Raw genomic sequence first — 21,448 nt, forward strand, 5'->3', positions numbered from 1 at the left:
TTTATCGAACCCCTGCCGCTGCGGCGGGTCTGCTCGTATACACCTTCTCTGTCTGGAAATATTCAATGCTTGCCCAAAACACCCTTGTTCTGCTCGCGCGTTGCGGCTATGCCGCTCGGGGCGTTCTGTATCTGATCATCGGGATATTCGCGCTGCTGGCGGCTCAAGACGCTACGAAACCAAAAGACAGTCATAAAAGTCTCGAGGCACTGCTGAGCCAGCCCTTCGGGTATGTCTTGATTGGGCTGGTGGTGGCCGGCCTACTCGCCTTCGCCGCGTGGCGTGTGTTGCAAGCCATTCGCGACGTTGATCATCACGGTACCGAACTCAAGGGGCTCGTCATTCGTGCAGGGTTGTTCGCGGGAGGTCTGGTCAATGGCGCGCTGGCGGTTTTTGCATTGGGCCTGCTCGTCAGTGGTGCTGGAAGCTCGGGTAACTCCGGGGATGGCAAAACGAAGGATTTGTTAGCGCATCTTTTGTCGTTCGAGCATTCAAACCTGCTGGTCTACCTTGTGGCACTCGTGCCGTTAGGCGTCGGCATTGCGCACATCATCAAAGGCTGGAAAGCGTCGTTCGAGAAGTACTTTGAAGCTGACGACGACGTAATGCGCTATATCCGCCCGGTGTCCAGGTTCGGACTGATAGCCCGAGGCGTGGTGTTTATCGAGATCGCAGTGCTCATGGCAATCAGCGGCTCCCTTTATAAAGCCACGAACCCACCGGGCATGAAGGAAGCCCTGGATGCTTTGCAAAGTATGCCTTTTGGCGGTTTGATTCTGATGGTGATGGCGTTGGGATTGATCGCCTTCTCGGTTTACAGTTTCTCCGAAGGCGCCTGGCGCAAGATAAACATGGATGTGCCGGGCGTAGAGAAGCGCTAGCGGCAAAGTGAATGCCGGTCGCAGGACCTGGTAAGGCGAGCGCCCTTGTACGCATAACGCAATCAGCGTTGAGGGCGCAGCGTTTCATAGGACAGCGCAGCAACACAGTGAATCCGTGTTCTACTTCACGTTGCGGCTTCCCCTTCCTTCCTGTCTGGAACTCGCCCTCCTGACCAGGATCATGCACATGCGACTGTCCGATTTCATCACCGCCAACCTCGAGCCGATTTTGCAGGAATGGGACTCTTTTGCGCGAACGATTGAAACACCCGGTGCACCGCTGCACACAGAAGCCCTGCGCGATCATGCCGAACAGATGCTCGACGCCATAGTGCTCGATCTACAGACTAAACAGACTGCAAAAGAACAACTGGCGAAGGCGCATGGCAATGCCCCGTCCAACGATTTGGAAACACCCGCTGAAACCCATGCGGTCACGCGACTCATGGCAGGATTCACCATTGATCAGATGGTCTCCGAATATCGCGCGCTCAGAGCCAGCGTACTCAACCAGTGGTCTAAACAGATCAAGGCCGGCACGCCACTCGACATCGATGACATGACGAGATTTCATGAAGCAATAGACCAGGCCCTCGCCGAGTCAATTGCAAGTTATTCACGAGCCGTTGAAGCGTCACGAAACCTGTTCCTGGGCATCCTTGGCCATGATCTGAGAACCCCGCTGGGCGCGATCCTGCTCGGTGCCGACAGGTTGAGGCGCTCAGAGGACATCGGCACCAGGGCCACGAAGATTTCCACGCAAATTTACACCAGCGTCAAACGCGCCACTCAGATTGTCGGTGACCTGCTGGATTTGACACGCTGCCAGATGGGCCCCGGCATACCTGTTAAAACAGAGCGCCTGGACTTGTTGCCCGTGTGCGAGCGCATCGTTGATGAGCTGCGGGCGTACTACCCGAGTGCCGATATCCTCTTTGAGGCAAAAAAATCCTGTCAGGGTGAATTCGACGGAGCACGGATGGAGCAGGTTCTTTCCAACCTGGTCAGCAATGCCGTGCAGCATGGCGATAATCAACAGCCAGTGACCGTTACTCTGGACACCGCTGAGGAGCATGTGATTTTCAACGTACATAACAGCGGTGAACCCATTCCAGATGATGTGATGCCGTTCATCTTCAACCCGATGGGCCGTTTCTCTCAGCACTCGATCATCGACCATGGCCCTACTGAAGGCCTGGGATTGGGGTTGTTTATTGCTTCAGAGATCGTTACATCGCACGGCGGTGTCATCGAGGTCACTTCGAATTCACATAGCGGGACGACCTTTGTAGTGACCGTTCCAAACCTTCAGCGCAAAGAACCATGATGCCCCCGTCCGCGCGATGATACGAGAAAGCCGGACGATACCGGGCCTGGCGCAGCGTCTGGTGTCCCGCTGACATCCGTTCGGTCATTTCAATGGAACATTGCTGATTGCCAATCCTCTATCGCAACACCAACAAATCTGAGGATGTGATCATGATCGAGCCATCAACCGGAATGAAGGTCGGCGAGCGCTACATCGTTGAAAGCCTGGAGCGAACTCACCACTTCCCGGGTTTTTTTCTAGACGGGAAGTATTACCTGGGTCCCGAGTTGATGACGTCAATCGGTTGGCTGGAAGGCAACCGTTTTTATTACGACGAACTTGATCCTGCGGGCGAACCGGTGTTTCCGGATCGGCTGGCGGGTACGGTCGAGGACCTGACACTGGTGTTGGCCGACGGTGTACGTCTGCAAATAAACCAAATGAACTACACCGATGACGAAGAGGCAGACACAACGCCGATCGACACGCTGGATGAGCGCCGAACCGCCGCTCAAGCGCTTGAAGACAAGGCGCTGCGCGCCAAGCGCTCAGTTGGCGGGCGTTCGCCATTGTTAATCGTTGCCGGGGCTGCCGTGGTGATCAGCGGGATTCTGCTTGCGCTTACCCGCCGCAGCAGCCGCACTACTCGCAAACTCCGTTAAAAGGAATTAACGATGGCTCAGAACATGACGTATGCGTTTTCCCTGACGCTGTTGGCAGCACTGGCTGGATGCGCGGGCAACAACAGTGCGTCCAATGTCATCGCGCCGGGCGCCGACAAGTCGCCAACCCTGAAGACTTTGGACGCCGGCGCTGCCCTGCTCCAGTCACGCCCACCGGTGGAGGCGTTGAACGCCTATCTGGACGGGTTTCATTTTTACAACGGCCATCCCGATGTTCAGATGGAGGCCCACCACTACTGCTCCATTCTCAACGAAGAGGTTATCCAGTGCGTTATCTATGACGGTAACCGCAAGGACGCCAAGCTCATGGGCGTTGAGTACATCATCAGTGAGCGGTTGTTTACCGGCCTTCCGGCAGCGGAGAAAGCGCTGTGGCACAGCCATGTTCACGAAGTGAAATCCGGCCAGCTCGTGGCGCCCGGGATTCCGCAAATCGCTGAACATGCCCTGATGGAAAAACTGGTCCACACCTACGGCAAGACCTGGCATACGTGGCACACCGATCTGGACAAAAACCTGCCGTTGGGCGTGCCGCAGTTGATGATGGGTTTCACCGCCGACGGCCAGGCCGACCCGCGCATGGTTGCCGATCGCGATCGTCGGCTTGAAGTGGATAGTGCGCAGAAAAAGAAGGAACGAGCGGATATCCCTGCGCCCGCCGTTGCACCAGGCGCGGATGCGTGGCGCACGGGGAAGGTCATTCAGATCGTGGACCCGACGGAGGCATCGCATATACACCGGCCGAACTAATCAGAAGCTTTGAGCGCAGCCTCCAGACGCTGAAGGAAAATGCCAACTCTATGCGGTACGTGCTGGCGCGTGGGTAGTAGTGCGGTGATGAAGAGTTGTTCGGGCATGGCATCCGCCAGCTCGAGCAGGCAGAGATTTCCAGCAGCCAGGTCGTCGCGCACGTCCCAATAGGTGAGCATCGCCATACCCAAACCTTCTCGACACGCCGTGCGCACCGCTTCGACACTGTTGGCAGAAAAAACACCGTCGGCGCGGATTGCCACGGCCTCACCCGCGCGCATGAAAGGCCAGTAAGGCATGCCGTGCAAGGCGATGCGCCGGTGGTTCGTCAGTGCCTCCATTGTCGTCGGCGTGCCGTAACGCTTCAGATACGCGGGACTTGCGCATAGCACTCTGGGATTGGGTGCTAGCGGGCGCGCGATCAAAGCCGAGTCTCGCAGGGTGGCAATACGAATGGCGACATCGATTCCGAGACCGACAATATCGACGATGCTGTCCGAGAGCGTCAGATCTATCCGCAGCGCCGGGTGTTCCGCCAATAGCGCGGGCAACAGCGGCATGATCACTGACTGTCCGAACACGGTGGGGGCCGTGACCTTCAGCACCCCGCTGGCCGTGCCGGCGCTGGATTTCAAACAGGCCCTGGCCTCTTCGCTTGCTTGCAACAACGTCGCAGCAAAAGGCAGGAAGGTTTCGCCTTCTGCGGTAAGCGATACGGCGCGGGTCGTGCGATGAAACAACCTGACCCCCAGCTCGGATTCAAGTGCTGCCAGCCTGCGCGACACCGTCATCGGGGTAAGGCCCAGCCGTCGGGCCGCAGCCGAAAGACTGCCGGTATCGGCAATGGCATCGAACACTTGCACATCTGAAACTTGCATCATTACATCCGTTTCTGATAAAGCGGCATAACCCTTTGCTTGGGTTATCAGGGCTTCATGCCGAGTCTATTGTTGTCCACATCGCTTTGCGACCACAACCCGGACACATGAGGACTGGTTTTATGACTGACTACGATGCGCAGATTCTAACCCCATTTGATATTGGCAACGTCAAGTTGGCGAATCGTCTTGCCGTCGCGCCCATGACACGTGTCAGCGCTACCGACGCGGGCCAGGTGACCGCTGAGATGGAGCGTTACTACGGAAGATTCGCCGAAGGCGGATTCGGTCTGATCATTACCGAAGGGCTGTACACCGACCAGAAACACGCTCAGGGATACCCCTTCCAACCGGGCGTCAGCGATGTCGAACAGGCCCAGGCGTGGCGCGGCATGACCGATCTTGTCCATGCTCACGATGGCACCGTATTCGCACAACTCATGCACGCGGGAGCGCTGAGTCAGGCCAATCGTTTTGAAATGTCGACGGCTGCACCCTCCCCCGTTCGACCAAAAGGCACGCAGATGAAGTTCTATTACGGCGAGGGACAATATCCGTTACCCCAGGCAATGAATGATGAGGACATTGCCGATGCCATCGCCGGATTTGCGCAAGCGGCCGTGCTGGCAACGCGAACTGCTGGTTTCGATGGCATTGAAATCCACGGGGCGAACGGCTATTTACTCGATCAATTCCTGACCGACTACACCAACCAGCGCACCGATCGCTGGGGCGGGAATGTCGCGGCGCGGATAGCGCTGACACTGGAAGTCATCAAGGCTGTGAAGACGGCTGTCGGCGCAAGTGTTCCCGTAGGCGTACGCCTCTCCCAAAGCAAAGTAAACGACTACGAACATAAATGGCCGGAAGGCGAAGCTGGCGCCGAGGTCATTTTCGGGTCGGTCAAGGACGCCGGCGTTGATTTCATTCATGTGACTGAATTTGAGGCCTGGAAACCGGCGTTCGATGGAGGATCTGCAAGCCTGGTTGAATTGGCCCGCCGGTATGCGCCCCAAGTGGCGATCATCGCCAACGGTGGACTGGGTGTCCCTCAGCGCGCCGAGCAAGCATTCGGTGACGGTGCCAATGTCATCGCGCTGGGCAAAGCGGCGTTGGCAAACCCTGATTTTCCCCGTCGACTGGCGACCCATACTGACCTCGCCGAATTCGATGCCGCGATTTTGGGGCCCATTGCCAACATCAAGGATAGCGAGTTGAACATGGCGTAGCGCGGACTACCGCGACATGCTCAACGACTAGGGCGTTTTCACCAGCTGTTGCAGGATTACATCACACGCCTGCCGCCATGGTTCACGCATGTTTGCACCATTGAGCACATCCAGCCCGGCAGCCGTGAAGGTCCCGGGCGTCGCAATCCTGTTTCCGAGTTCTTCCAGGCTCAAACCGGGCTGTTGGCGAGCACTGGCAAGACAGTCTTGCATGTTCCCCATCACTAACTGCGCCGCCTGTTCGTTGTTCAATCCCTTCTCAACGAACCATTGCTGCAACTCGCCCAGGAAGAAATAGAACCAGCCATTCATGCACGCGGCGACCGTCGCCAACTCGAAAGCCTGTTCGTTGTCCAGCACAACCAGCGTGCCGAGATCGCGGAGCAAGGATTCATGCGGCTCGCCGGCCGGCGTGACCACGACCGTCGACTGGTTGATTTGCGCAGCGTAGGAGAGCATGGCCCTTACCCGCTTCGCGTGCGGAAAATGGCGGTCGAGTTCCTGCAGATTCATGCCGGCAACCAGCGAAATCACGGTTTGATCGGATGTCACGCTGACTTCTTTGGCAACCTGCTCCACAGCCTCCGGACGGACGCCCAGAAACAACACCGCAGAGCCGTCTGCAACGCGCTGATTGCTGTCCATCACCTCGCAATCCCAATTATCGCGGAGCGCCTCGGCGCGCTTCTGGTTACGTGGGGACAAGCAGATTCGACCTGTGTAGCCACTACGGCGCAGGCCCATGACGACTTTTTCGGTCAGCTCGCCTACACCCAAAATTCCAATTTGCTGCACTGATTTTCCTCCCGGTTTGACGCGCCCGTTGATGGGCTTGCTGGCGTCATGTTGCTGGACAACCCAATTGTTGACAGAACTTTCCTCTGCATTGGCACCAAAGGCTCGTCAACACGTTCCGTGCCACGCCCAAAACCCTGGAAACCGCAGCGCTGGGCCGGTCATTGCGGGTACCGGCTCCTGAGCCCGAACTCATTTGCGCCGCCCGTTCGCCTCGACCGTCATGATCGGATACCATGCTGCCCGCCGGTTTCCAATTGGAAATAATAGGGAATCCGTGATGCGCTCGACGCCTCAAACGGAACTGCCCCCGCAACTGTAGATGCCGAGCCTGCTTCTGAACTGCCACTGGGATTGCTCCCGGGAAGGCTGAAGCAGGCGATGACGCATCAGTCAGGAGACCTGCCGGCCAAGCAACAATCACTAACCGGCGGGGTGTCCGGGAAGGACATCCCTCTGCGCGCATCACGTGTTGATCGCCCTGGCACTGCTGATCCGCAGCGTCGAGATGTGTTTCCAGACCCTGCACCCCTGCTTTGTGTACGGTCCGAATGGAGACTGCAATCATGCCACTGCCCCGCTTTGTCGCCCTCGTCGCTGGCCTGGCTCTGGGCTCCCTCGCCCATGCGTCGCCGACGCAGTACCCGCTGACAATTGCTAACTGCGGCAGCACGCTGACCTTCGCGCAGGCCCCTGCCCGGGCGGTCACGATCGGCCAGGCCGGCACGGAAATGCTTTTTGCGCTCGGGCTGGCTGACAAAATGGTCGGCACATCGTTGTGGTTCAACGATGTGCTGCCTCAGTACAAAGCGCAAAACGACAACATCGAGCGCTTGGCCGATAACGAACCGAGTTTCGAATCGGTGATCGCCAAGCGCCCGCAACTGGTGGCTGTGGAGCTGGAATGGATGGTCGGGCCACAAGGTGCGGTCGGCACCCGCGAACAGTTTCACGAGCTGAAGATTCCGACGTATCTGATGCCGTCTGACTGCGAGGCCAAGGACAATCTGGTCGGTGCCGACGGCACGCGTCTGGCGCCGTTTCGCATCGATAGCATCTACAAAAGCATCACCCAGTTCGGTGAGATTTTTGATGTCCAGGCGCGTGCGCAGCAGCTGAACACAGACCTCAAGGCGAGCCTGTCCAAGTCCATTGCCATGGCGAGTGACAAGAACCCGAAAGACATCAGCGCGTTGGTCTGGTTTTCCAGTGCCAGTCTGGATATCGACCCGTACGTCGCCGGACACAAAGGCGTTCCAGACTTCATGCTCACCACCCTGGGCGTGCGCAACGTCGTGGAGTCCGATGAGGAATGGCCAACCGTCGGCTGGGAAACCATCGCCAAAGCCAACCCGACAATGCTGGTCATCGCACGCATGGATCGCCGTCGCTTCCCGGCGGATGACTACCTGAAGAAGCTGGAATTTTTGCGCAGCGATCCCGTGACCCGCAACATGGACGCGGTAAAAAACAACCGCATCATTATTCTCGACGCCATGGCCATGCAGGCCAGCATGCGCACATTCGACGGTATCGCCGCACTGGCGAGCGCCATCAACGGATACGACCTGTCCAAATGACCGCGACGTTGATACGCACCGTGCTTGCACTGACGATCCTGCTTTTAGCGGTGATTGCAGGTGTGGCCATTGGTGAAACCACCATTGATCCCGTCGTGGTGTTTCAGGTGCTGGCCAACAAACTGTGGGCGGCCGGGTATGTGCTTGATCCGATCGACGAAGGCATCGTCTGGAACTATCGCCTGACGCGCGCGCTGGTGGCCGCCGCTTGCGGCGCTGGCCTGGCGACTTGCGGGGTGATTCTGCAATCGCTGCTGCGCAACCCGTTGGCCGATCCGTATCTGCTGGGCATTTCCGCCGGGGCTTCGACCGGTGCGGTGATGGTCGCGTTGCTGGGTTTCGGCGCCGGGGCGATTTCCATGTCAGTCGGCGCGTTCGGCGGCGCTGTGGTGGCGTTCGCCGTGGTGGTTTTGCTCGGCCGCGCCGCAGGTTCACCGGGTAATACCGGCCAGATCATTTTGGCGGGGATTGCCGGCTCGCAACTGTTCAATGCACTCACGGCATTTCTGATCACCAAGTCGGCCAGTTCCGAACAGGCACGCGGCATCATGTTCTGGATGCTCGGCAATCTCAGCGGCGTGCGCTGGCCATCGGTGTGGCTGGCGGTGCCGGTGGCGGTCATCGGGCTCGTTGTGTGCCTGTGGCATCGGCGTGCGCTGGACGCGTTTACCTTCGGCATCGACTCAGCTGCCTCGCTCGGCATTCCGGTGCGGCGCGTGCAATTGCTGTTGATCAGTTGTGCCGCATTGGTGACGGCAGTGATGGTATCGATTGTCGGCTCGATAGGTTTCGTGGGGCTGGTCATTCCCCACGCTGTAAGGCTGTTGCTTGGCACTCGACACACGCGCCTGCTACCAGCGAGTGCGCTGGGTGGCGCGGTGTTTCTGATTGCCGCTGATGTGCTGTCGCGCACGCTGATCAAAGGCCAGGTGATCCCGGTCGGCGTGATTACCGCGCTGGTCGGTGCGCCGGTGTTCGCGCTGATCCTGATCGGCCGGAGGAATGCCCGATGAATGCGCTGTCCCCGGTGATCGGCGATTCGGTGCTGCGGTGCTGCGGCCTCGGCTTTGATATCCGCGATGCGCGGTTGCTACACGAAATCGATCTGGACATCCGTCACGGCGAAACCCTTGGGCTTGTCGGCCCCAACGGTTCTGGCAAATCCACTTTGCTGAAATTGCTTTGCGGCGTACGCGCGCCCAGTCGTGGCGACATCCATCTCCACGACCAGCGCTTGAAAACGCTATCGCGCCGAACCGTCGCGCAAACGCTGGCGGTGGTTGAGCAACAGGCGGACACCCTCGATGCGATCAGCGTGTTTGATGCGGTGGCACTGGGTCGAACGCCATGGCTGTCGGCGCTCAGTCCGTGGTCTGCCGAGGACGATGGCATCGTCGATCAGGCCCTGCGCGATGTTGACGCGGCGCATCTGCGCAATCGCTCCTGGCGCAGCCTTTCCGGTGGCGAGCGCCAGCGTGTGCACATCGCGCGCGCCCTCGCCCAGCGCCCGCAAATTCTGCTGCTGGACGAACCTACCAACCATCTGGATATCCAGCATCAACTGTCGATTTTGCATGGGGTTCAAGCGTTGCCGGTGACCACGGTGATTGCCCTGCACGACCTCAATCAGGCACTGACGTGTGATCGTTTGGCCGTACTGGACAAGGGTCGACTCGTCGCCCTCGGCAAACCACTTGAAGTGTTGACCGCGCAACGCCTGCTGGAAACGTTTGGTGTCCACGCGCATTACCTGACTGACCCGTTCGACGGCGCGCAGATCCTGCGATTGCGCTCTTCCTGATGGGTCAGTCATGAATCCGGAAATCCATGTGGGTCGTCTGCCAGACCGGATCGGCATCGACGCTGATCACCTGGAAACCGCGCTTGAGCCAGAAATTGATCGCGCCCGGCAAGAACGGGTGCGTGTGCAGGTAAATCACATCGACCCCTGCGCGTTCGGCCGATGACCGCAAGGTCTGGTAAAGCTCACTGGCAAGTCCCGAGCGTCTGAACTCGGGAAGAACAAACAGCCGCACCACTTCCACTACCTTGAGCTGCCCGTAATCGAGGTGTTCGAAGCGTCGGTCGTAGGGCAGATAGCCGATCGTGGCGACGATGCGGCCCTCATGACGGGCAAGCAGAAAAAGCCCGGCGCCATTCAGGTAAGTCTCTTCAAAATTCGCCAGATCTGGCGGGATTCCCGTGGCGCTCAGTTTAGGAAAAAGCTCAGCGCGAGCCTGCATGACGAAGTCGATGACTTCGGCAATCTCTGACCGGGTCACGACCTCAATGGTGAATGTGGACACAAATTCTCCCTGGTTGATAAGCCCTTCACCGATAGTCATCCCCGGATACCGCACGCAACCAGGCTTGATCAGCGTCGAGCCGCAAGGTTCGCCACTCTTCGAAGGTGATTTTCCCGAGGCGGTCGAGTTCGTCTGCGCGGCGGATCAGCTCTTCGTGATAGCCATCCGGGTTGTCGCGACGCAACGTCACATCGTCCAACGCCGCGTGCCAACGATCCAGCGCGGCGAGTTTTTTCACTTCGGTATCGCTCAGCAAATTTTTGTAGGCATTCATGGCAAGGGCCCCGATAAAAGTATTACTGACCGTACAACAAAGGACGCAGCACTAAGTCCGGGAGTTCAAATCGGACGATGAGCGACTAGCCCAGCGCCGTGTCGAGAAACATCATTACCCCGAAGCCCAGCATCAGGCCAAGCGTCGCCGGTGTTTCATGGCCGTTACGGTGCGTTTCGGGAATCACCTCGTGGGAGACGACAAATATCATCGCGCCGGCAGCCAGCCCCAGTGCAATCGGGTAACCGAGCGCGAAGCTGCTGGAAATCCCCAGACCGACGACGGCGCCCACTGGCTCCATCAAGCCGGAGGCGATGGCGATCATCGCCGCCCGCAGCGCGGAAATGCCGGTCACCCGCAAGGCCAGCGCGACAGCCAGACCTTCTGGAATGTCCTGGATGGCAATGGCTGTGGTCAACGGCAGACCGACCTGCATGTCGCCATTGGCGAAACTGACGCCGATGGCCATGCCTTCCGGCAAGTTGTGCAAGGTGATCGCCAGAACGAACAACCAGACCCGGTTGATGCGCTCGACTTCAGGTCCGCGCCGCCCGCTCTCGGTATGTTCGTGAGGGACGAATCGGTCGAGTCCGATCATCAACCCCACCCCCAGGCCCAATCCCAGCACGACGATACCGGCAGCCAGCAACGGGTTGCCACTAAGCTGCCGAGCGGCTTCGATACCGGGAAGGATCAATGAAAAAGAACTGGCCGCCAGCATCATTCCGGCGGCGAAGCCGAGCATGGTGTCCTGCGTACGCGCCGAAATGTCGCGCAGCGCAATGGCCGCCACGGCGCCCAGAGCGGTGGCACCAAATCCGGAAAGTCCGCCCAATACGGCGAGTTGCAAGTGAGCGCGGTCGGCATTTACCAACGCACCGTAGCCACTGACCAGCAACAGCACTGCCACCCCTGCCAGTACCAGCCAAAACATCATGCCCATCCAGCGCCGGTTTGACGCTTGAGTCGGCCTTGCAGACGCAACAGGTTGCGACATTGCTCCTCCTGATTTTTTTGAAGTGGGTACATCGCACGTCCGCGCCGGGATCGGCAGCGGTGAAGGCAATCCACAATGATCTGAAACGTGGTCGAAAGGAATAATTGCAATTTTCACGGTGCGCTTGCGACGGGCGGCGCTCACCGCCGATTTTAGCGCCTGTCGTCAGCATTTGGCCAAACGCAGCAAACGCCTGACGTGTTCAGGGCCTCGCGATGGAGCGCTTGACAAGGACGAACTACGCTTGAGGGTGAAATTGTGATTTAACTAGATAGTTACCTAACTATATAATGCGCGCTTCATTTCAACGGGGCTCTTAACGTGAAGCAAAGTCAACGCGTCTCTGGCGTATCAAAATTCATTCTGATCGGGCTGGGTGTGATCATCGCCCTGCTCGGTCTGGCGCTGGCGGCCGGGGGCGTGAAGTTGGTCGGCCTCGGTGGTTCGTGTTACTTCTTGGTCGGTGGTCTGGTCATGGCCATTGCCGGTTTGCTGATCGCTCGCTATAAACCGGCCGGGGCCTGGTTGTTTGCGGCGTTTCTGCTTGCAACGGCAGTCTGGGCGGTCAGCGACGTGGGCCTGGTGTTCTGGCCTTTGTTCTCGCGCCTGTTCATGTTCAGCGCGATCGGTCTGGCCGTGACGTTGGTCTACCCCCTGCTGACACGTGCCAACGGTGGCGTTCCTGGTCGTGGCGCTTATGGCGTTGCCGCCGTATTGGCGGTGGCGCTGGCCGTTGCCGCCGGCAACATGTTCGTTGCTCACCCCACGGTTGCAGCGACCGGCACTGGCCCGGGGCTCACCCCGGTGGAGCCTGGGAAGGAGCAGAAAGACTGGGCTCACTACGGTAATACCGAAGGCGGCAGCCGCTTCGCCGCGCTCGATCAGATCAACCGCACCAACGTCGACAAATTGCAGGTCGCATGGACTTACCACACCGGTGACGTCGCCGAGAGCGATGGCAACGGTGCCGAAGACCAGCTCACCCCGCTGCAGGTCGGCAACAAAGTGTTCATCTGCACCCCGCACAACAATCTGATCGCGCTGGATGCCGACACTGGCAAGGAAATCTGGAAAAACTCGATCAACGCGCAATCGAAAGTCTGGCAGCGTTGCCGTGGCATGGCTTATTTCGACGCCACGGCGGCAGTCGCCACGCCAGAAAACTCGCCAGTCGTTCAAGAAACAGCCGATGCCCTCCCTGCCCACTGCCAGCGCCGTTTGCTGACCAACACCATCGACGCACGCCTGATTGCCGTGGATGCCGATACCGGCGAGTTCTGCCGGGGTTTTGGCAACAACGGCCAAGTTGATCTCAAGGCCGGTCTGGGCGATGTCCCGGACAGCTACTATCAGTTGTCCTCCGCACCGCTGATGGCCGGGACCACCGTCGTGGTTGGCGGTCGTGTGGCCGATAACGTGCAAACCGATATGCCGGGCGGCGTGATCCGTGGGTTCGACGTGATGACTGGCGCCATGCGCTGGGCATTCGATCCGGGCAACCCGCAGGATCGCAACGCACCAGCCGACGGCAGCACCTATGTGCGCAGCACACCGAACAGCTGGGCGCCGATGTCCTACGACGCGGCAACCAACACCGTATTCCTGCCGATGGGCAGTTCGTCCACCGACATCTACGGTGTCGAGCGCAGCCAACTGGATCACACCTATGGTGCGTCAATCCTGGCACTGGACGCCAACAGTGGTGAAGAAAAGTGGGTGTTCCAGACCGTTCACAACGATCTCTGGGACTTCGACCTGCCGATGCAACCGAGCATGATCGACTTCACCAAGGACGGCAAAACCGTTCCGGCGCTGGTCATCGGCACCAAGGCTGGTCAGATTTATGTGTTGGATCGCGCCACCGGCAAACCACTGACCGATGTTGAAGAAGTACCGGTCAAAGCGGCCAACATCCCTAACGAGCCGTACTCGCCAACCCAGCCAAAATCGGTAGGCATGCCGCAGATCGGTGCGCAGCACCTGACCGAATCGGACATGTGGGGCGCGACGCCGTACGACCAACTGTTGTGCCGGATCGATTTCAAGTCGATGCGTTATGACGGCTTGTACACTGCACCGGGCACCGACAAGTCCCTGAGCTTCCCGGGTTCGCTGGGCGGCATGAACTGGGGCAGCATCTCCACCGATCCGGTGCACGGTTTCATCTTCGTCAACGACATGCGCCTGGGTCTGTGGATTCAGATGATCCCGTCGCAGAACAAGGCTCAGGCCGCTTCCGGTGGCGAATCGCTGAACACCGGCATGGGCGCCGTGCCGCTCAAGGGCACGCCTTACGCGGTGAACAAAAACCGCTTCCTGTCGGTCGCCGGTATTCCTTGCCAGGCGCCGCCGTTCGGTACGCTGACCGCCATCGATATGAAAACCCAGAAAGTCGCCTGGCAAGTGCCGGTCGGCACCGTTGAAGACACGGGCCCGTTGGGTATCCGCATGCACCTGTCGATCAAGGTCGGTCTGCCAACCCTCGGCGGCACGCTGTCGACTCAAGGTGGCCTGATCTTTATCGCCGGTACTCAGGACTTCTACCTGCGCGCCTTCAACAGCGGCAACGGCGAAGAAGTCTGGAAGGCGCGTATGCCTGTGGGCAGCCAGGGCGGTCCGATGACTTACGTTTCGCCGAAGACCGGCAAGCAATTCATCGTTGTCACCGCTGGCGGTGCTCGTCAGTCGACCGATCGTGGCGATTACGTGATGGCTTACGCGCTGCCGTAAACATCTGCGAGCCACTTCATTGCACTTGTGCGCGGCACCTTCGGGTGCCGCGCCGCTTTATGCCTATCGCTGAAGATTTCACCAGGAAGACTTCCATGTTTCGTTTTTCTCATATCGGCTGGCTCAACGGCGTGCTGTTGGGGCTGACCTGCAGCACCGCCCTGCCCGCCTTCGCCGACACCGGTTCGAACCTCTTGACCCGCAACACCTTGACCGGCGATTGGGGCGGCCTGCGCCACCAGATGGACGAAGACGGCATCAAGTTCACCGGCGATTACAGCGGTGAGACGGCCTATAACGCCGACGGCGGACTGCATCGTTCGGCGCGTTACTCGCAGAACATCAAGCTGGGTGTGCAGTTCGACCTAAGCAAACTGTACGGCGTGGACAACGCCGGCAAGGTCCAACTGACCATCAACGACCGTCGCGGCAACAGCGCCTCTGAAGATCTGGTCGGCAACCGCCTGCCGATCCAGGAAAACTACGGTGGGCTCTACACCCGCCTGACCGAGTTGAGCTACGAACGATCGCTGTTTACCCCGGCGCTGAACGTCAAACTCGGCTACATGGCCATGGGTAACGACCTCGGTGGCCTGGACAGTGGCATTCTCTGTAACTTCATGAACGCCGGTTTCTGCGGCCACCCGCTGAACATGTCCGGCGGCAGCGGCTGGACCAACTACCCCAACGCCCGCTTGGGTGTGCGGGTGAAATACGACCTGTCGCCAGCGTGGCAACTGCGTGTGGCCGCATTCAATGTCGACCCCGAAAGCAACGGCGACGCCAGCCGTGCCTGGCATCTTGGCCCGAAACACACCACAGGCACCGTCGTGCCGATCGAGTTGGTGTACAAGCACACAGGTGACTTGCCGGGTGAATACAAGGTTGGTTACTACTACGACAGCTCCGATGTAAAACGCATCGACAGCGACAAAGAGGTGTCCGGTCGCGGTGGTCATTACCTGCTCGTCGACCAGGCGGTGTGGCGCTCGCAGGCGTCCGAAGGTCGCAGCCTGCACGCCTTCGGTCAGTATTCGGCAGCCAGTTCTGCCGCTTCGCCTTTCAGCAAGTGGTACGGCACAGGCGTGGTGTTGTACAAACCGTTCGAAGGCCGGCCGCGTGACACGCTTGCTTTGGGCTATGGCCGCGCTGTGCCCAACCCGCGCAGTCGCGATGTTCAACAAGACGCCGCGCTGAACAACGGCACAGCGTTCCCGAATCTGGACAGCGCCGAACAGTTGATCGAGCTCGGTTACGGTTATCAGGCCACGCCCTGGCTGACCTTGCGGCCGAACATGCAGTACATCATCGAGCCGGGCGCGTTCTCCGGCCAGGACATCGACAATGCGCTGGTGTTTGGCTTGCAGGTGAAAGCTGCGCTCTGATTGGCCGATTGCAGACCATAAAAAACCGGCGCAATGCCGGTTTTTTTGTGGCTCGATCCTGTTGATCAGGGATGCTCACTCGATACCGAGTTATTCGCATCCACATCGCTCATGTCTTCCTCGACCGGCGCTTCGTCGTCTGCTGGCAGCGGAACCTCAGGTTCATCGCGCCGCGGATCGTGTCCAGTCTCGTTGTCCGTGGTACGTGTCACTTCCTGCTGAGACGTGTTGCCTGGCGCGTTTTCATCAATGTCCATGCTGGCTCTCCAACCGGGGCGCGGGAAATCCGTGCTTGAAGTTCAGAGGCGATTCGGCCTGAGGAGTGCCGGGTTTTGGACGAATGGACGACAAGTATTTCAATCGCCGAACCTTTACCCCGAAAACACCGTCCGAGCTAAGGCGTTAATGCTTACCGCTCGCCTCGAGGTTTCCGTTTGAAAGCTGCCATCGTCAAAAAATACCGTCTGATCATCAAAACCATGGGCTATGTGGGCTGGGCGTTGTTCTGGCTATTGCTCTGGGATATCGCTGTCACCGTAGACTTCATGCTGTTTCTCAATGCCAAGATCAACCTGCCGCTGATGCCCCTGACATTGCTCGGTTCGGCATTGGTAGTCTTGATCAGTTTTCGCAACAGCAGTGCCTATAACCGTTGGTGGGAGGCGCGAACGCTGTGGGGCATGATGATCAACAGCTCGCGCAGCTACGCCCGACAAGTGCTGACGCTGCTGGACGACACCGGCAGCGAGGTGAATCCGGTCAAATCAACCCTGCTGCGCCGTCACGTGGCCTATGTGAATTGCCTCGCGGCGCATCTTCAGGGCGAGCCTTGCCCGGAAGAAGTTCGCGCGTTTATCCCTGCCGACGAATTCGCCCGCAGCGGCACCACCAACAACTTCGCCAACGACATCCTCACAGGTTCTGCTGCCCTGCTGGCGAAGGAATACAAGGCGGGGCGTCTGGACAGCATTCGCCTTGCGCGGCTGGAATCGACCATGGTCGATCTGTCCAACAGCCAGGGCGGCATGGAGCGGATCGCCAATACCCCACTGCCCTACCCTTATGTGTATTTCCCTCGGCTGTTTATCTCGCTGTTCTGCCTGATCGTGCCAGTGGGGCTGGTGGAGTCCCTGGGCTGGTTTACCCCGCTCGCCTCGACCGTGGTGGGCTTCATGTTGCTGGCCATCGAGCGCATCGGCACCGATCTGCAAAGCCCGTTTCGTCTCAGTGAACACCAGATTCAGATGGAAGCGCTGTGCGAAACCATCGAGAAAAACCTGCAATCGATGCAGCGTGATTCCTTGGGTGATGTGCACAGAGTTGAAGAAACCGTCTGAACGAAGGGCTGTGGTCGCTGATTGATGCGCTCGCGAGGCATGCGATCGAGCGCCTCAACCCATCTCGATAGGAACGTTGTTTCTGTCATCGGCAGCTTCATCGCCGTTCCAGCTGCCGAGGAATTCGCGGATGGCTTGGGCAGTGCGCTCGGCACTCGTCACCACAAAAAAATGCCCCTCGCCCTCCAGGACGTGGAGTTCGGCACGGCGAATGGTGCGGCGCAGGATATGCGCGTTGTATGGCTGGACCAAAGTATCGCGGTCGCCGGTGAGGATCAGCGTACGTTGACGAAGACGGAACAGCCGCAGCAGGCTGGTCCAGCCCGCCAATGCAGCGAGCTGGTGGTAATAGGTGCGCGGATCAGCGGTGAGCATGCCTCTTGCCACACCGAAGCGCAGCAACGTCTGTAGTGAATCGCGCGATCCCGGGCTGTTGCGCAATCTGGGATTTTGGCGCCTGGCAAAAAAATCCACGATGTGGGCTGGCTTCACCAGCACCACCGGGCCGGCCGAAGTCGCCGCAAGGATCAACCGCCGCACCATACTCGGATGCCGTAGCGCAAATTCCTGCGCCAATGCGCCGCCCCAACTCACCCCGAACACGTCGATCTGCTTGATGCCCAGTTGCTTGAGCATCTCGGCAATCAAGTCGGCGTGGCCCGGCAGACGCAGCGGCCAGCGGGGCCTATGCGATTTACCGACGCCGGGCACGTCCAGCGTAATCGTGGTGTAGTCCCCAAGTGCCTCGCGAAGGGGGGCGAAGGTACGGATCAAGCCACCCAGACCATTGAGCAACAGCAGCGGCGAGCCTTGTCCGCAGATCGATACGTTCAACTGCAAGTCATTAACGACCAGTTTGCGCGTTTTCATCGTTCCCCTTGCTGCCCGCGACCAAGAGGGCATCTGGCTAAAGACTCTGGTTCATGTAAACGGCGAAGCATAGACAAGCGAACCCCTGCCATTGCTCAGCGCCTGACAGTGGCCGATGAAAATTTGAGAGTCGTGAAGTGCATACGACCGAAACAACCCAGGTCATGGAAGCATTGTCGGCCAACGAAGTGATCTGAACCTGCGTGAGACAGGTGTTCAGACAGCATCGAGGGACACAGAAAAGAACGTCGCAATCAAGCCAATGCCCAAGCTGGCCAACACTCACAGGTACGCCACGTCTGCTGCACCTCGCGGGCCGCGCCATTCAGTCAGGACCAAACAAGCCAGTCGATCCCGACACGTCGAAAAGCTAGGGCGCGAAGCCCTAGCGGATAGCAGACGTTACTTTTTCTTTTTTGCCGGCTTGTCAGATTTTTCAGACTTCTCTGATTTCTTGGCCTTTTCTGGCTTGCTATCAGCCTTCTTTGCTGACTTCTTGGGTTCGGCGTCTTTCTTTTTTTCCTTCTTGTCGGAGGATTTGGAAAGCGTCGAAGCCGCCGCTGATTTTTTTGCCGGCGATGACTTTTTATCCTTCAAGTCCTTGCTGGCTTTCGAAGCGTCACCTTTGCTTTTCTTCTCGTCTTTAGCCACGTTGATCACCTCTCGGAGCGTGCCGATATTGGCACATGGCCTGTGTGATTATTCACAAGCTAATCATTAGGTGAGCGCGCCCGAGAGCCGTTCAAATTATTTATGCCACGCGTTGATCAGTCCCTGTCGCTACCCATTAAAAGCTCATGCATTGGCGCGTCGCCACTCACCCGGTGAAACGTTCTCCCATTGCCGAAACGCCCGGTAATAAGAGTTCACGTCCTGATACCCGAGCAGGTAAGCCACTTCTTTCAGCTCAAGCGTCTTGTCAGCCAGCAGGTGCAATCCTGCCTGGCGCCGGGCCTCGTTAAGCAGCGCGCTGAACGTCGTACCCTCCGCCGTTAATCGTCGCTGCAACGTGCGCTCGCTTTGCAAGAGTTCACGGGCGAGATACTGCAAACTCGGCCGACCATCCGCCAAGGCTCGTTTCAGAACTTCAATCGCCTGCTCGCAGAATCCAGCCGGCGCTTCGATCTCTCGCATCGCGGCGCTAAGGCCGGGCGTCATCATGTCCAGCACTTCCGGGTTGTGTTGAAGAAATGGCAGATCGAGGTCGGTGGCGCACATGCTCAACTCGTCACGAGCCGCGCCGTATTGAATGGGGCAACCGAAATAATTCGAATGAGTCTCCAGGCTTTGCGGCGGGCGCCTCAAGCTCAGTGCCACAGGCTTCAGGTGCTTACCGGTGCCTCGTCGACCCAGCTCAAGTACCAAAGCAAAACAGGCATCCACCGAGAAATGAGGCGCAAGCCCTGCACCCGAAGGCCACTGAATCGTGAATAGCACCCTGCCCTCATGCTCATCCATGCAAATCTGGTCGGGACTGCACAGGCGCTTGAAACGGCAAAACCTCGCAAGGGCGTCGCGAAAACTGGCCGCATATAGCGCTGCGAGAAACGCGAGTTTGTGTTTCGCGCTGGGCGTATCGCGGACCATTTTTATCGCGAAGGCCGGGTCTGAAGAAAGCGCCTCGATCGCGTTCCACACGGCAAACAATTGCTGTGTGCTGACAACGGCAGCTTCGTTCAGATGAAGGTCATGGGGCAGTTGAGCGTGCGCCTGAATCAAAGAGGGATTCAGACCCAGTTGTTCGACCGATTGCCAGAACGCTCGGGGTAATCTACAGCGCTCGGCGCTGGTCTGAGGGTGGGACATTTTTCCAGGCTCCGAGCCGCAGGCAAGCGGCTTACTGACGTAGCGCCTCGTTGATGGCGCACTCTGCGAGTGTTTTGGCGCAAACCGCCGAAGGGATGATGCAGCTTCGCTCTTAACATTGTCGGCAACGAATCGAGCTGAAAGGAGCTCACGATGACGATGACCTTTTATACCAACCCCAATTCTCGCGGCCGCATGGTGCGCTGGATGCTTGAAGAGATCGGCTGCTCCTATGAAACGGTCATTCTGGATTACCAAGCGACCAGTCAGGCAGACCGCTGGGGAGGCGCTGCGCTGGCAGTGCCGGCGCTGGCCGAGGGTGATGATCCGCGGGTCAGATTCTTTCGCGACGTCAACCCGATGGGCAAGATCCCTGCGCTGGTGCATAACGGGCAAACCATAACAGAAACGGCCGCCATCTGTGCGTACCTCGCAGACACATTCCCGGAAGCCGGGCTGGCCCCTGCGGTCACGCAAAGGGCGTCGTACTACCGCTGGTTGTTTTTCGCCGCGGGCCCTCTGGAACAAGCCGTGACCAACCATCGCGCCGGCTTCAACCCGACGGCGGAGCAGGAGTTCTTCTTTGGCTATGGAAGCTACGAACGCACCGTCGACCAACTCGAACGCGCCGTGCTGGCCCAGCCGTTCATTGCCGGGGAGCACTTCAGCGCTGCCGACATTTATGTTGGCTCCCACATCGGCTGGGGGCTAGGCTTGGGCACTTTGCCGCACAGACCCGCGTTTCTCGCTTACGCCGGGAAGTTGATAAGTCGCGATGCTTATAAACGTGCCGTGGCAAAGGATGAAGCACTGCTGGGGAGTTTCCCCGGAACACTTGAAGAGGCTTTGTGATGACGAGCAACAGACCGGATTTCACCACGCGCTTGCTGATCGACGCGGGCATCGCCGAAGGAATGCGCGTTCTGGACGTGGGCTGCGGCTCAGGAGACGTTTCCTTTCTCTTGGCTGACCTGGTGGGGAAAGACGGAGAAATCATTGGCGTTGATCATGACGCCCGCGCCGTCGCCATTGCCCGCGAGCGCGGTGCGGCAAAAGCCCACCCTGCCCTGACCTTTGTGCAGTGCGATCTGCTGGAGCTGCCAGATTCCATGGGTTCTTTCGACGCCATCGTCGGGCGGCGCGTGCTGATGTATCAGAAGGATGCCGTGGCGACGATTCGGGCGCTGTCGAAATGCTTGCGTCCCGGCGGCATCGTGGTCTTTCAAGAACACGATACGACGATGGTACCGGCGAGCCTGGAGCCTTTCCCGCTGCATAGACGAGCGCAAGCCTGGATACAGCAAATGATCGCGCTTGAGGGGGCCGATCTGCACATCGGATTCAACCTGCACAGCCTCTTCACCCAGGCGGGCCTGGCCGTCGAACATGTGCGGGCTGAATGTCTGGTGCAGACGCCTGATACACCTTACGGTCTCGGCAGCATTGTTCAAGCGTGCCTGCCGCGCATCATTGCGCTGGGGGTGGCCAGTGCAGAAGAGGTCGGGATTGAAACGTTGCAACAGCGACTGGACCAGGAGCGTTCAGACGCTCGCGCAACGTACATCGGCGACGTGATGTTCGGTAGCTGGGCGCGCAAAGTGTGATTTTCACATGCTATACAGGCGCGGTCGCGTAGAG

22 protein-coding genes and 1 riboswitch are annotated in these 21,448 nt (G+C 58.8%); of the genes, 13 read left to right on the forward strand and 9 right to left on the reverse strand.

Annotated elements, in window-relative coordinates:
• Positions 1–65: 65 nt before the first annotated feature.
• The 4 genes from AB4P91_RS19350 (at position 66) to AB4P91_RS19365 (ending at position 3,623) form a co-directional block, all read left to right on the forward strand.
• Positions 66–881, forward strand: coding sequence for a DUF1206 domain-containing protein (locus AB4P91_RS19350; RefSeq protein WP_395603432.1), 816 nt, complete (start codon positions 66–68; stop codon positions 879–881).
• Positions 882–1,068: 187 nt separating this feature from the next.
• Positions 1,069–2,208: a sensor histidine kinase gene (locus tag AB4P91_RS19355; protein ID WP_150596361.1), complete on the forward strand. Its 1,140-nt coding sequence runs from the start codon at positions 1,069–1,071 to the stop codon at positions 2,206–2,208.
• Positions 2,209–2,360: 152 nt separating this feature from the next.
• Positions 2,361–2,852, forward strand: coding sequence for a short chain dehydrogenase (locus tag AB4P91_RS19360; protein WP_395603433.1), 492 nt, complete (start codon positions 2,361–2,363; stop codon positions 2,850–2,852).
• A 12-nt stretch (positions 2,853–2,864) separates the two neighbouring features.
• Positions 2,865–3,623, forward strand: coding sequence for an OBAP family protein (locus AB4P91_RS19365; RefSeq protein ID WP_150591823.1), 759 nt, complete (start codon positions 2,865–2,867; stop codon positions 3,621–3,623).
• Here AB4P91_RS19365 and AB4P91_RS19370 read toward each other — a convergent pair.
• Positions 3,620–4,501: a LysR family transcriptional regulator gene (locus AB4P91_RS19370; protein WP_150596359.1), complete on the reverse strand. Its 882-nt coding sequence runs from the start codon at positions 4,499–4,501 to the stop codon at positions 3,620–3,622. The genes AB4P91_RS19365 and AB4P91_RS19370 overlap by 4 nt on opposite strands.
• A gap of 122 nt (positions 4,502–4,623) precedes the next feature.
• Between AB4P91_RS19370 and AB4P91_RS19375 the strand changes: the two genes are divergently transcribed.
• Complete coding sequence (locus AB4P91_RS19375; RefSeq protein ID WP_150591821.1) at positions 4,624–5,730, forward strand: NADH:flavin oxidoreductase; 1,107 nt, start codon at positions 4,624–4,626, stop codon at positions 5,728–5,730.
• A gap of 27 nt (positions 5,731–5,757) precedes the next feature.
• Here AB4P91_RS19375 and AB4P91_RS19380 read toward each other — a convergent pair whose 3' ends face one another.
• Positions 5,758–6,525 carry a pyrroline-5-carboxylate reductase gene (locus AB4P91_RS19380; protein WP_150591820.1) on the reverse strand — a complete coding sequence of 256 codons (768 nt, stop codon included), beginning with the start codon at positions 6,523–6,525 and terminating at the stop codon, positions 5,758–5,760.
• 230 nt (positions 6,526–6,755) lie between these two features.
• A riboswitch (cobalamin riboswitch) is annotated at positions 6,756–6,950 on the forward strand.
• 141 nt (positions 6,951–7,091) lie between these two features.
• On the opposite strand from AB4P91_RS19380, the gene AB4P91_RS19385 reads away from it, so the two are divergent.
• The 3 genes from AB4P91_RS19385 to AB4P91_RS19395 are packed head-to-tail and all read left to right on the forward strand — an operon-like array spanning position 7,092 to position 9,906.
• Positions 7,092–8,105, forward strand: coding sequence for an ABC transporter substrate-binding protein (locus tag AB4P91_RS19385; RefSeq protein ID WP_395603434.1), 1,014 nt, complete (start codon positions 7,092–7,094; stop codon positions 8,103–8,105).
• A gap of 8 nt (positions 8,106–8,113) precedes the next feature.
• A complete protein-coding gene (locus AB4P91_RS19390; protein ID WP_395604982.1) occupies positions 8,114–9,118 on the forward strand; it encodes a FecCD family ABC transporter permease in 1,005 nt (334 codons plus the stop codon).
• On the forward strand, positions 9,115–9,906 hold the full coding sequence (locus tag AB4P91_RS19395) for an ABC transporter ATP-binding protein (RefSeq protein ID WP_395603435.1): 792 nt from the start codon (positions 9,115–9,117) through the stop codon (positions 9,904–9,906). The genes AB4P91_RS19390 and AB4P91_RS19395 overlap by 4 nt, the downstream gene beginning before the upstream one ends.
• Positions 9,907–9,910: 4 nt before the next feature.
• Here the strand turns inward: AB4P91_RS19395 and AB4P91_RS19400 are convergent, their stop codons facing one another.
• The 3 genes from AB4P91_RS19400 to AB4P91_RS19410 all read right to left on the reverse strand — a co-directional run bounded on the left by AB4P91_RS19400 (position 9,911) and on the right by AB4P91_RS19410 (position 11,682).
• Positions 9,911–10,411, reverse strand: coding sequence for a GNAT family N-acetyltransferase (locus AB4P91_RS19400; protein ID WP_224795331.1), 501 nt, complete (start codon positions 10,409–10,411; stop codon positions 9,911–9,913).
• A gap of 25 nt (positions 10,412–10,436) precedes the next feature.
• Positions 10,437–10,685 carry a hypothetical protein gene (locus AB4P91_RS19405; RefSeq protein WP_150591815.1) on the reverse strand — a complete coding sequence of 83 codons (249 nt, stop codon included), beginning with the start codon at positions 10,683–10,685 and terminating at the stop codon, positions 10,437–10,439.
• An 85-nt stretch (positions 10,686–10,770) separates the two neighbouring features.
• Positions 10,771–11,682 carry a ZIP family metal transporter gene (locus AB4P91_RS19410; RefSeq protein ID WP_395603436.1) on the reverse strand — a complete coding sequence of 304 codons (912 nt, stop codon included), beginning with the start codon at positions 11,680–11,682 and terminating at the stop codon, positions 10,771–10,773.
• A gap of 321 nt (positions 11,683–12,003) precedes the next feature.
• Here AB4P91_RS19410 and AB4P91_RS19415 point away from each other — a divergent pair, with 321 nt between their 5' ends.
• Positions 12,004–14,412: a glucose/quinate/shikimate family membrane-bound PQQ-dependent dehydrogenase gene (locus AB4P91_RS19415; RefSeq protein ID WP_395603437.1), complete on the forward strand. Its 2,409-nt coding sequence runs from the start codon at positions 12,004–12,006 to the stop codon at positions 14,410–14,412.
• Between the two features lie 95 nt (positions 14,413–14,507).
• A complete protein-coding gene (locus tag AB4P91_RS19420) occupies positions 14,508–15,797 on the forward strand; it encodes a carbohydrate porin (protein WP_395603438.1) in 1,290 nt (429 codons plus the stop codon).
• A gap of 65 nt (positions 15,798–15,862) precedes the next feature.
• On the opposite strand, the gene AB4P91_RS19425 is transcribed toward AB4P91_RS19420, so the two are convergent.
• Complete coding sequence (locus AB4P91_RS19425; protein ID WP_150591810.1) at positions 15,863–16,054, reverse strand: hypothetical protein; 192 nt, start codon at positions 16,052–16,054, stop codon at positions 15,863–15,865.
• 177 nt (positions 16,055–16,231) lie between these two features.
• Here AB4P91_RS19425 and AB4P91_RS19430 point away from each other — a divergent pair, with 177 nt between their 5' ends.
• Positions 16,232–17,134 carry a bestrophin family protein gene (locus tag AB4P91_RS19430; protein WP_150596349.1) on the forward strand — a complete coding sequence of 301 codons (903 nt, stop codon included), beginning with the start codon at positions 16,232–16,234 and terminating at the stop codon, positions 17,132–17,134.
• Between the two features lie 54 nt (positions 17,135–17,188).
• Here the strand turns inward: AB4P91_RS19430 and AB4P91_RS19435 are convergent, their stop codons facing one another.
• The 3 genes from AB4P91_RS19435 to AB4P91_RS19445 form a co-directional block, all read right to left on the reverse strand.
• Positions 17,189–18,004, reverse strand: a complete 816-nt coding sequence (locus tag AB4P91_RS19435; protein WP_395603439.1) for an alpha/beta fold hydrolase — start codon at positions 18,002–18,004, stop codon at positions 17,189–17,191.
• A gap of 402 nt (positions 18,005–18,406) precedes the next feature.
• Positions 18,407–18,664, reverse strand: a complete 258-nt coding sequence (locus tag AB4P91_RS19440) for a hypothetical protein (RefSeq protein ID WP_191623967.1) — start codon at positions 18,662–18,664, stop codon at positions 18,407–18,409.
• Positions 18,665–18,799: 135 nt separating this feature from the next.
• Positions 18,800–19,723, reverse strand: a complete 924-nt coding sequence (locus AB4P91_RS19445) for an AraC family transcriptional regulator ligand-binding domain-containing protein (protein WP_395603440.1) — start codon at positions 19,721–19,723, stop codon at positions 18,800–18,802.
• Between the two features lie 240 nt (positions 19,724–19,963).
• Here AB4P91_RS19445 and AB4P91_RS19450 point away from each other — a divergent pair, with 240 nt between their 5' ends.
• Positions 19,964–20,662: a glutathione S-transferase family protein gene (locus tag AB4P91_RS19450; protein ID WP_395603441.1), complete on the forward strand. Its 699-nt coding sequence runs from the start codon at positions 19,964–19,966 to the stop codon at positions 20,660–20,662.
• Positions 20,662–21,414 (forward strand): methyltransferase domain-containing protein, encoded by a 753-nt coding sequence (locus AB4P91_RS19455; RefSeq protein WP_395603442.1) that lies wholly within the window; start codon positions 20,662–20,664, stop codon positions 21,412–21,414. The genes AB4P91_RS19450 and AB4P91_RS19455 overlap by 1 nt, the downstream gene beginning before the upstream one ends.
• Positions 21,415–21,448: the final 34 nt, after the last annotated feature.

The sequence above is a fragment of the Pseudomonas sp. B21128 genome (assembly GCF_044218865.1).
Classification (GTDB): domain Bacteria; phylum Pseudomonadota; class Gammaproteobacteria; order Pseudomonadales; family Pseudomonadaceae; genus Aquipseudomonas; species Aquipseudomonas iridis.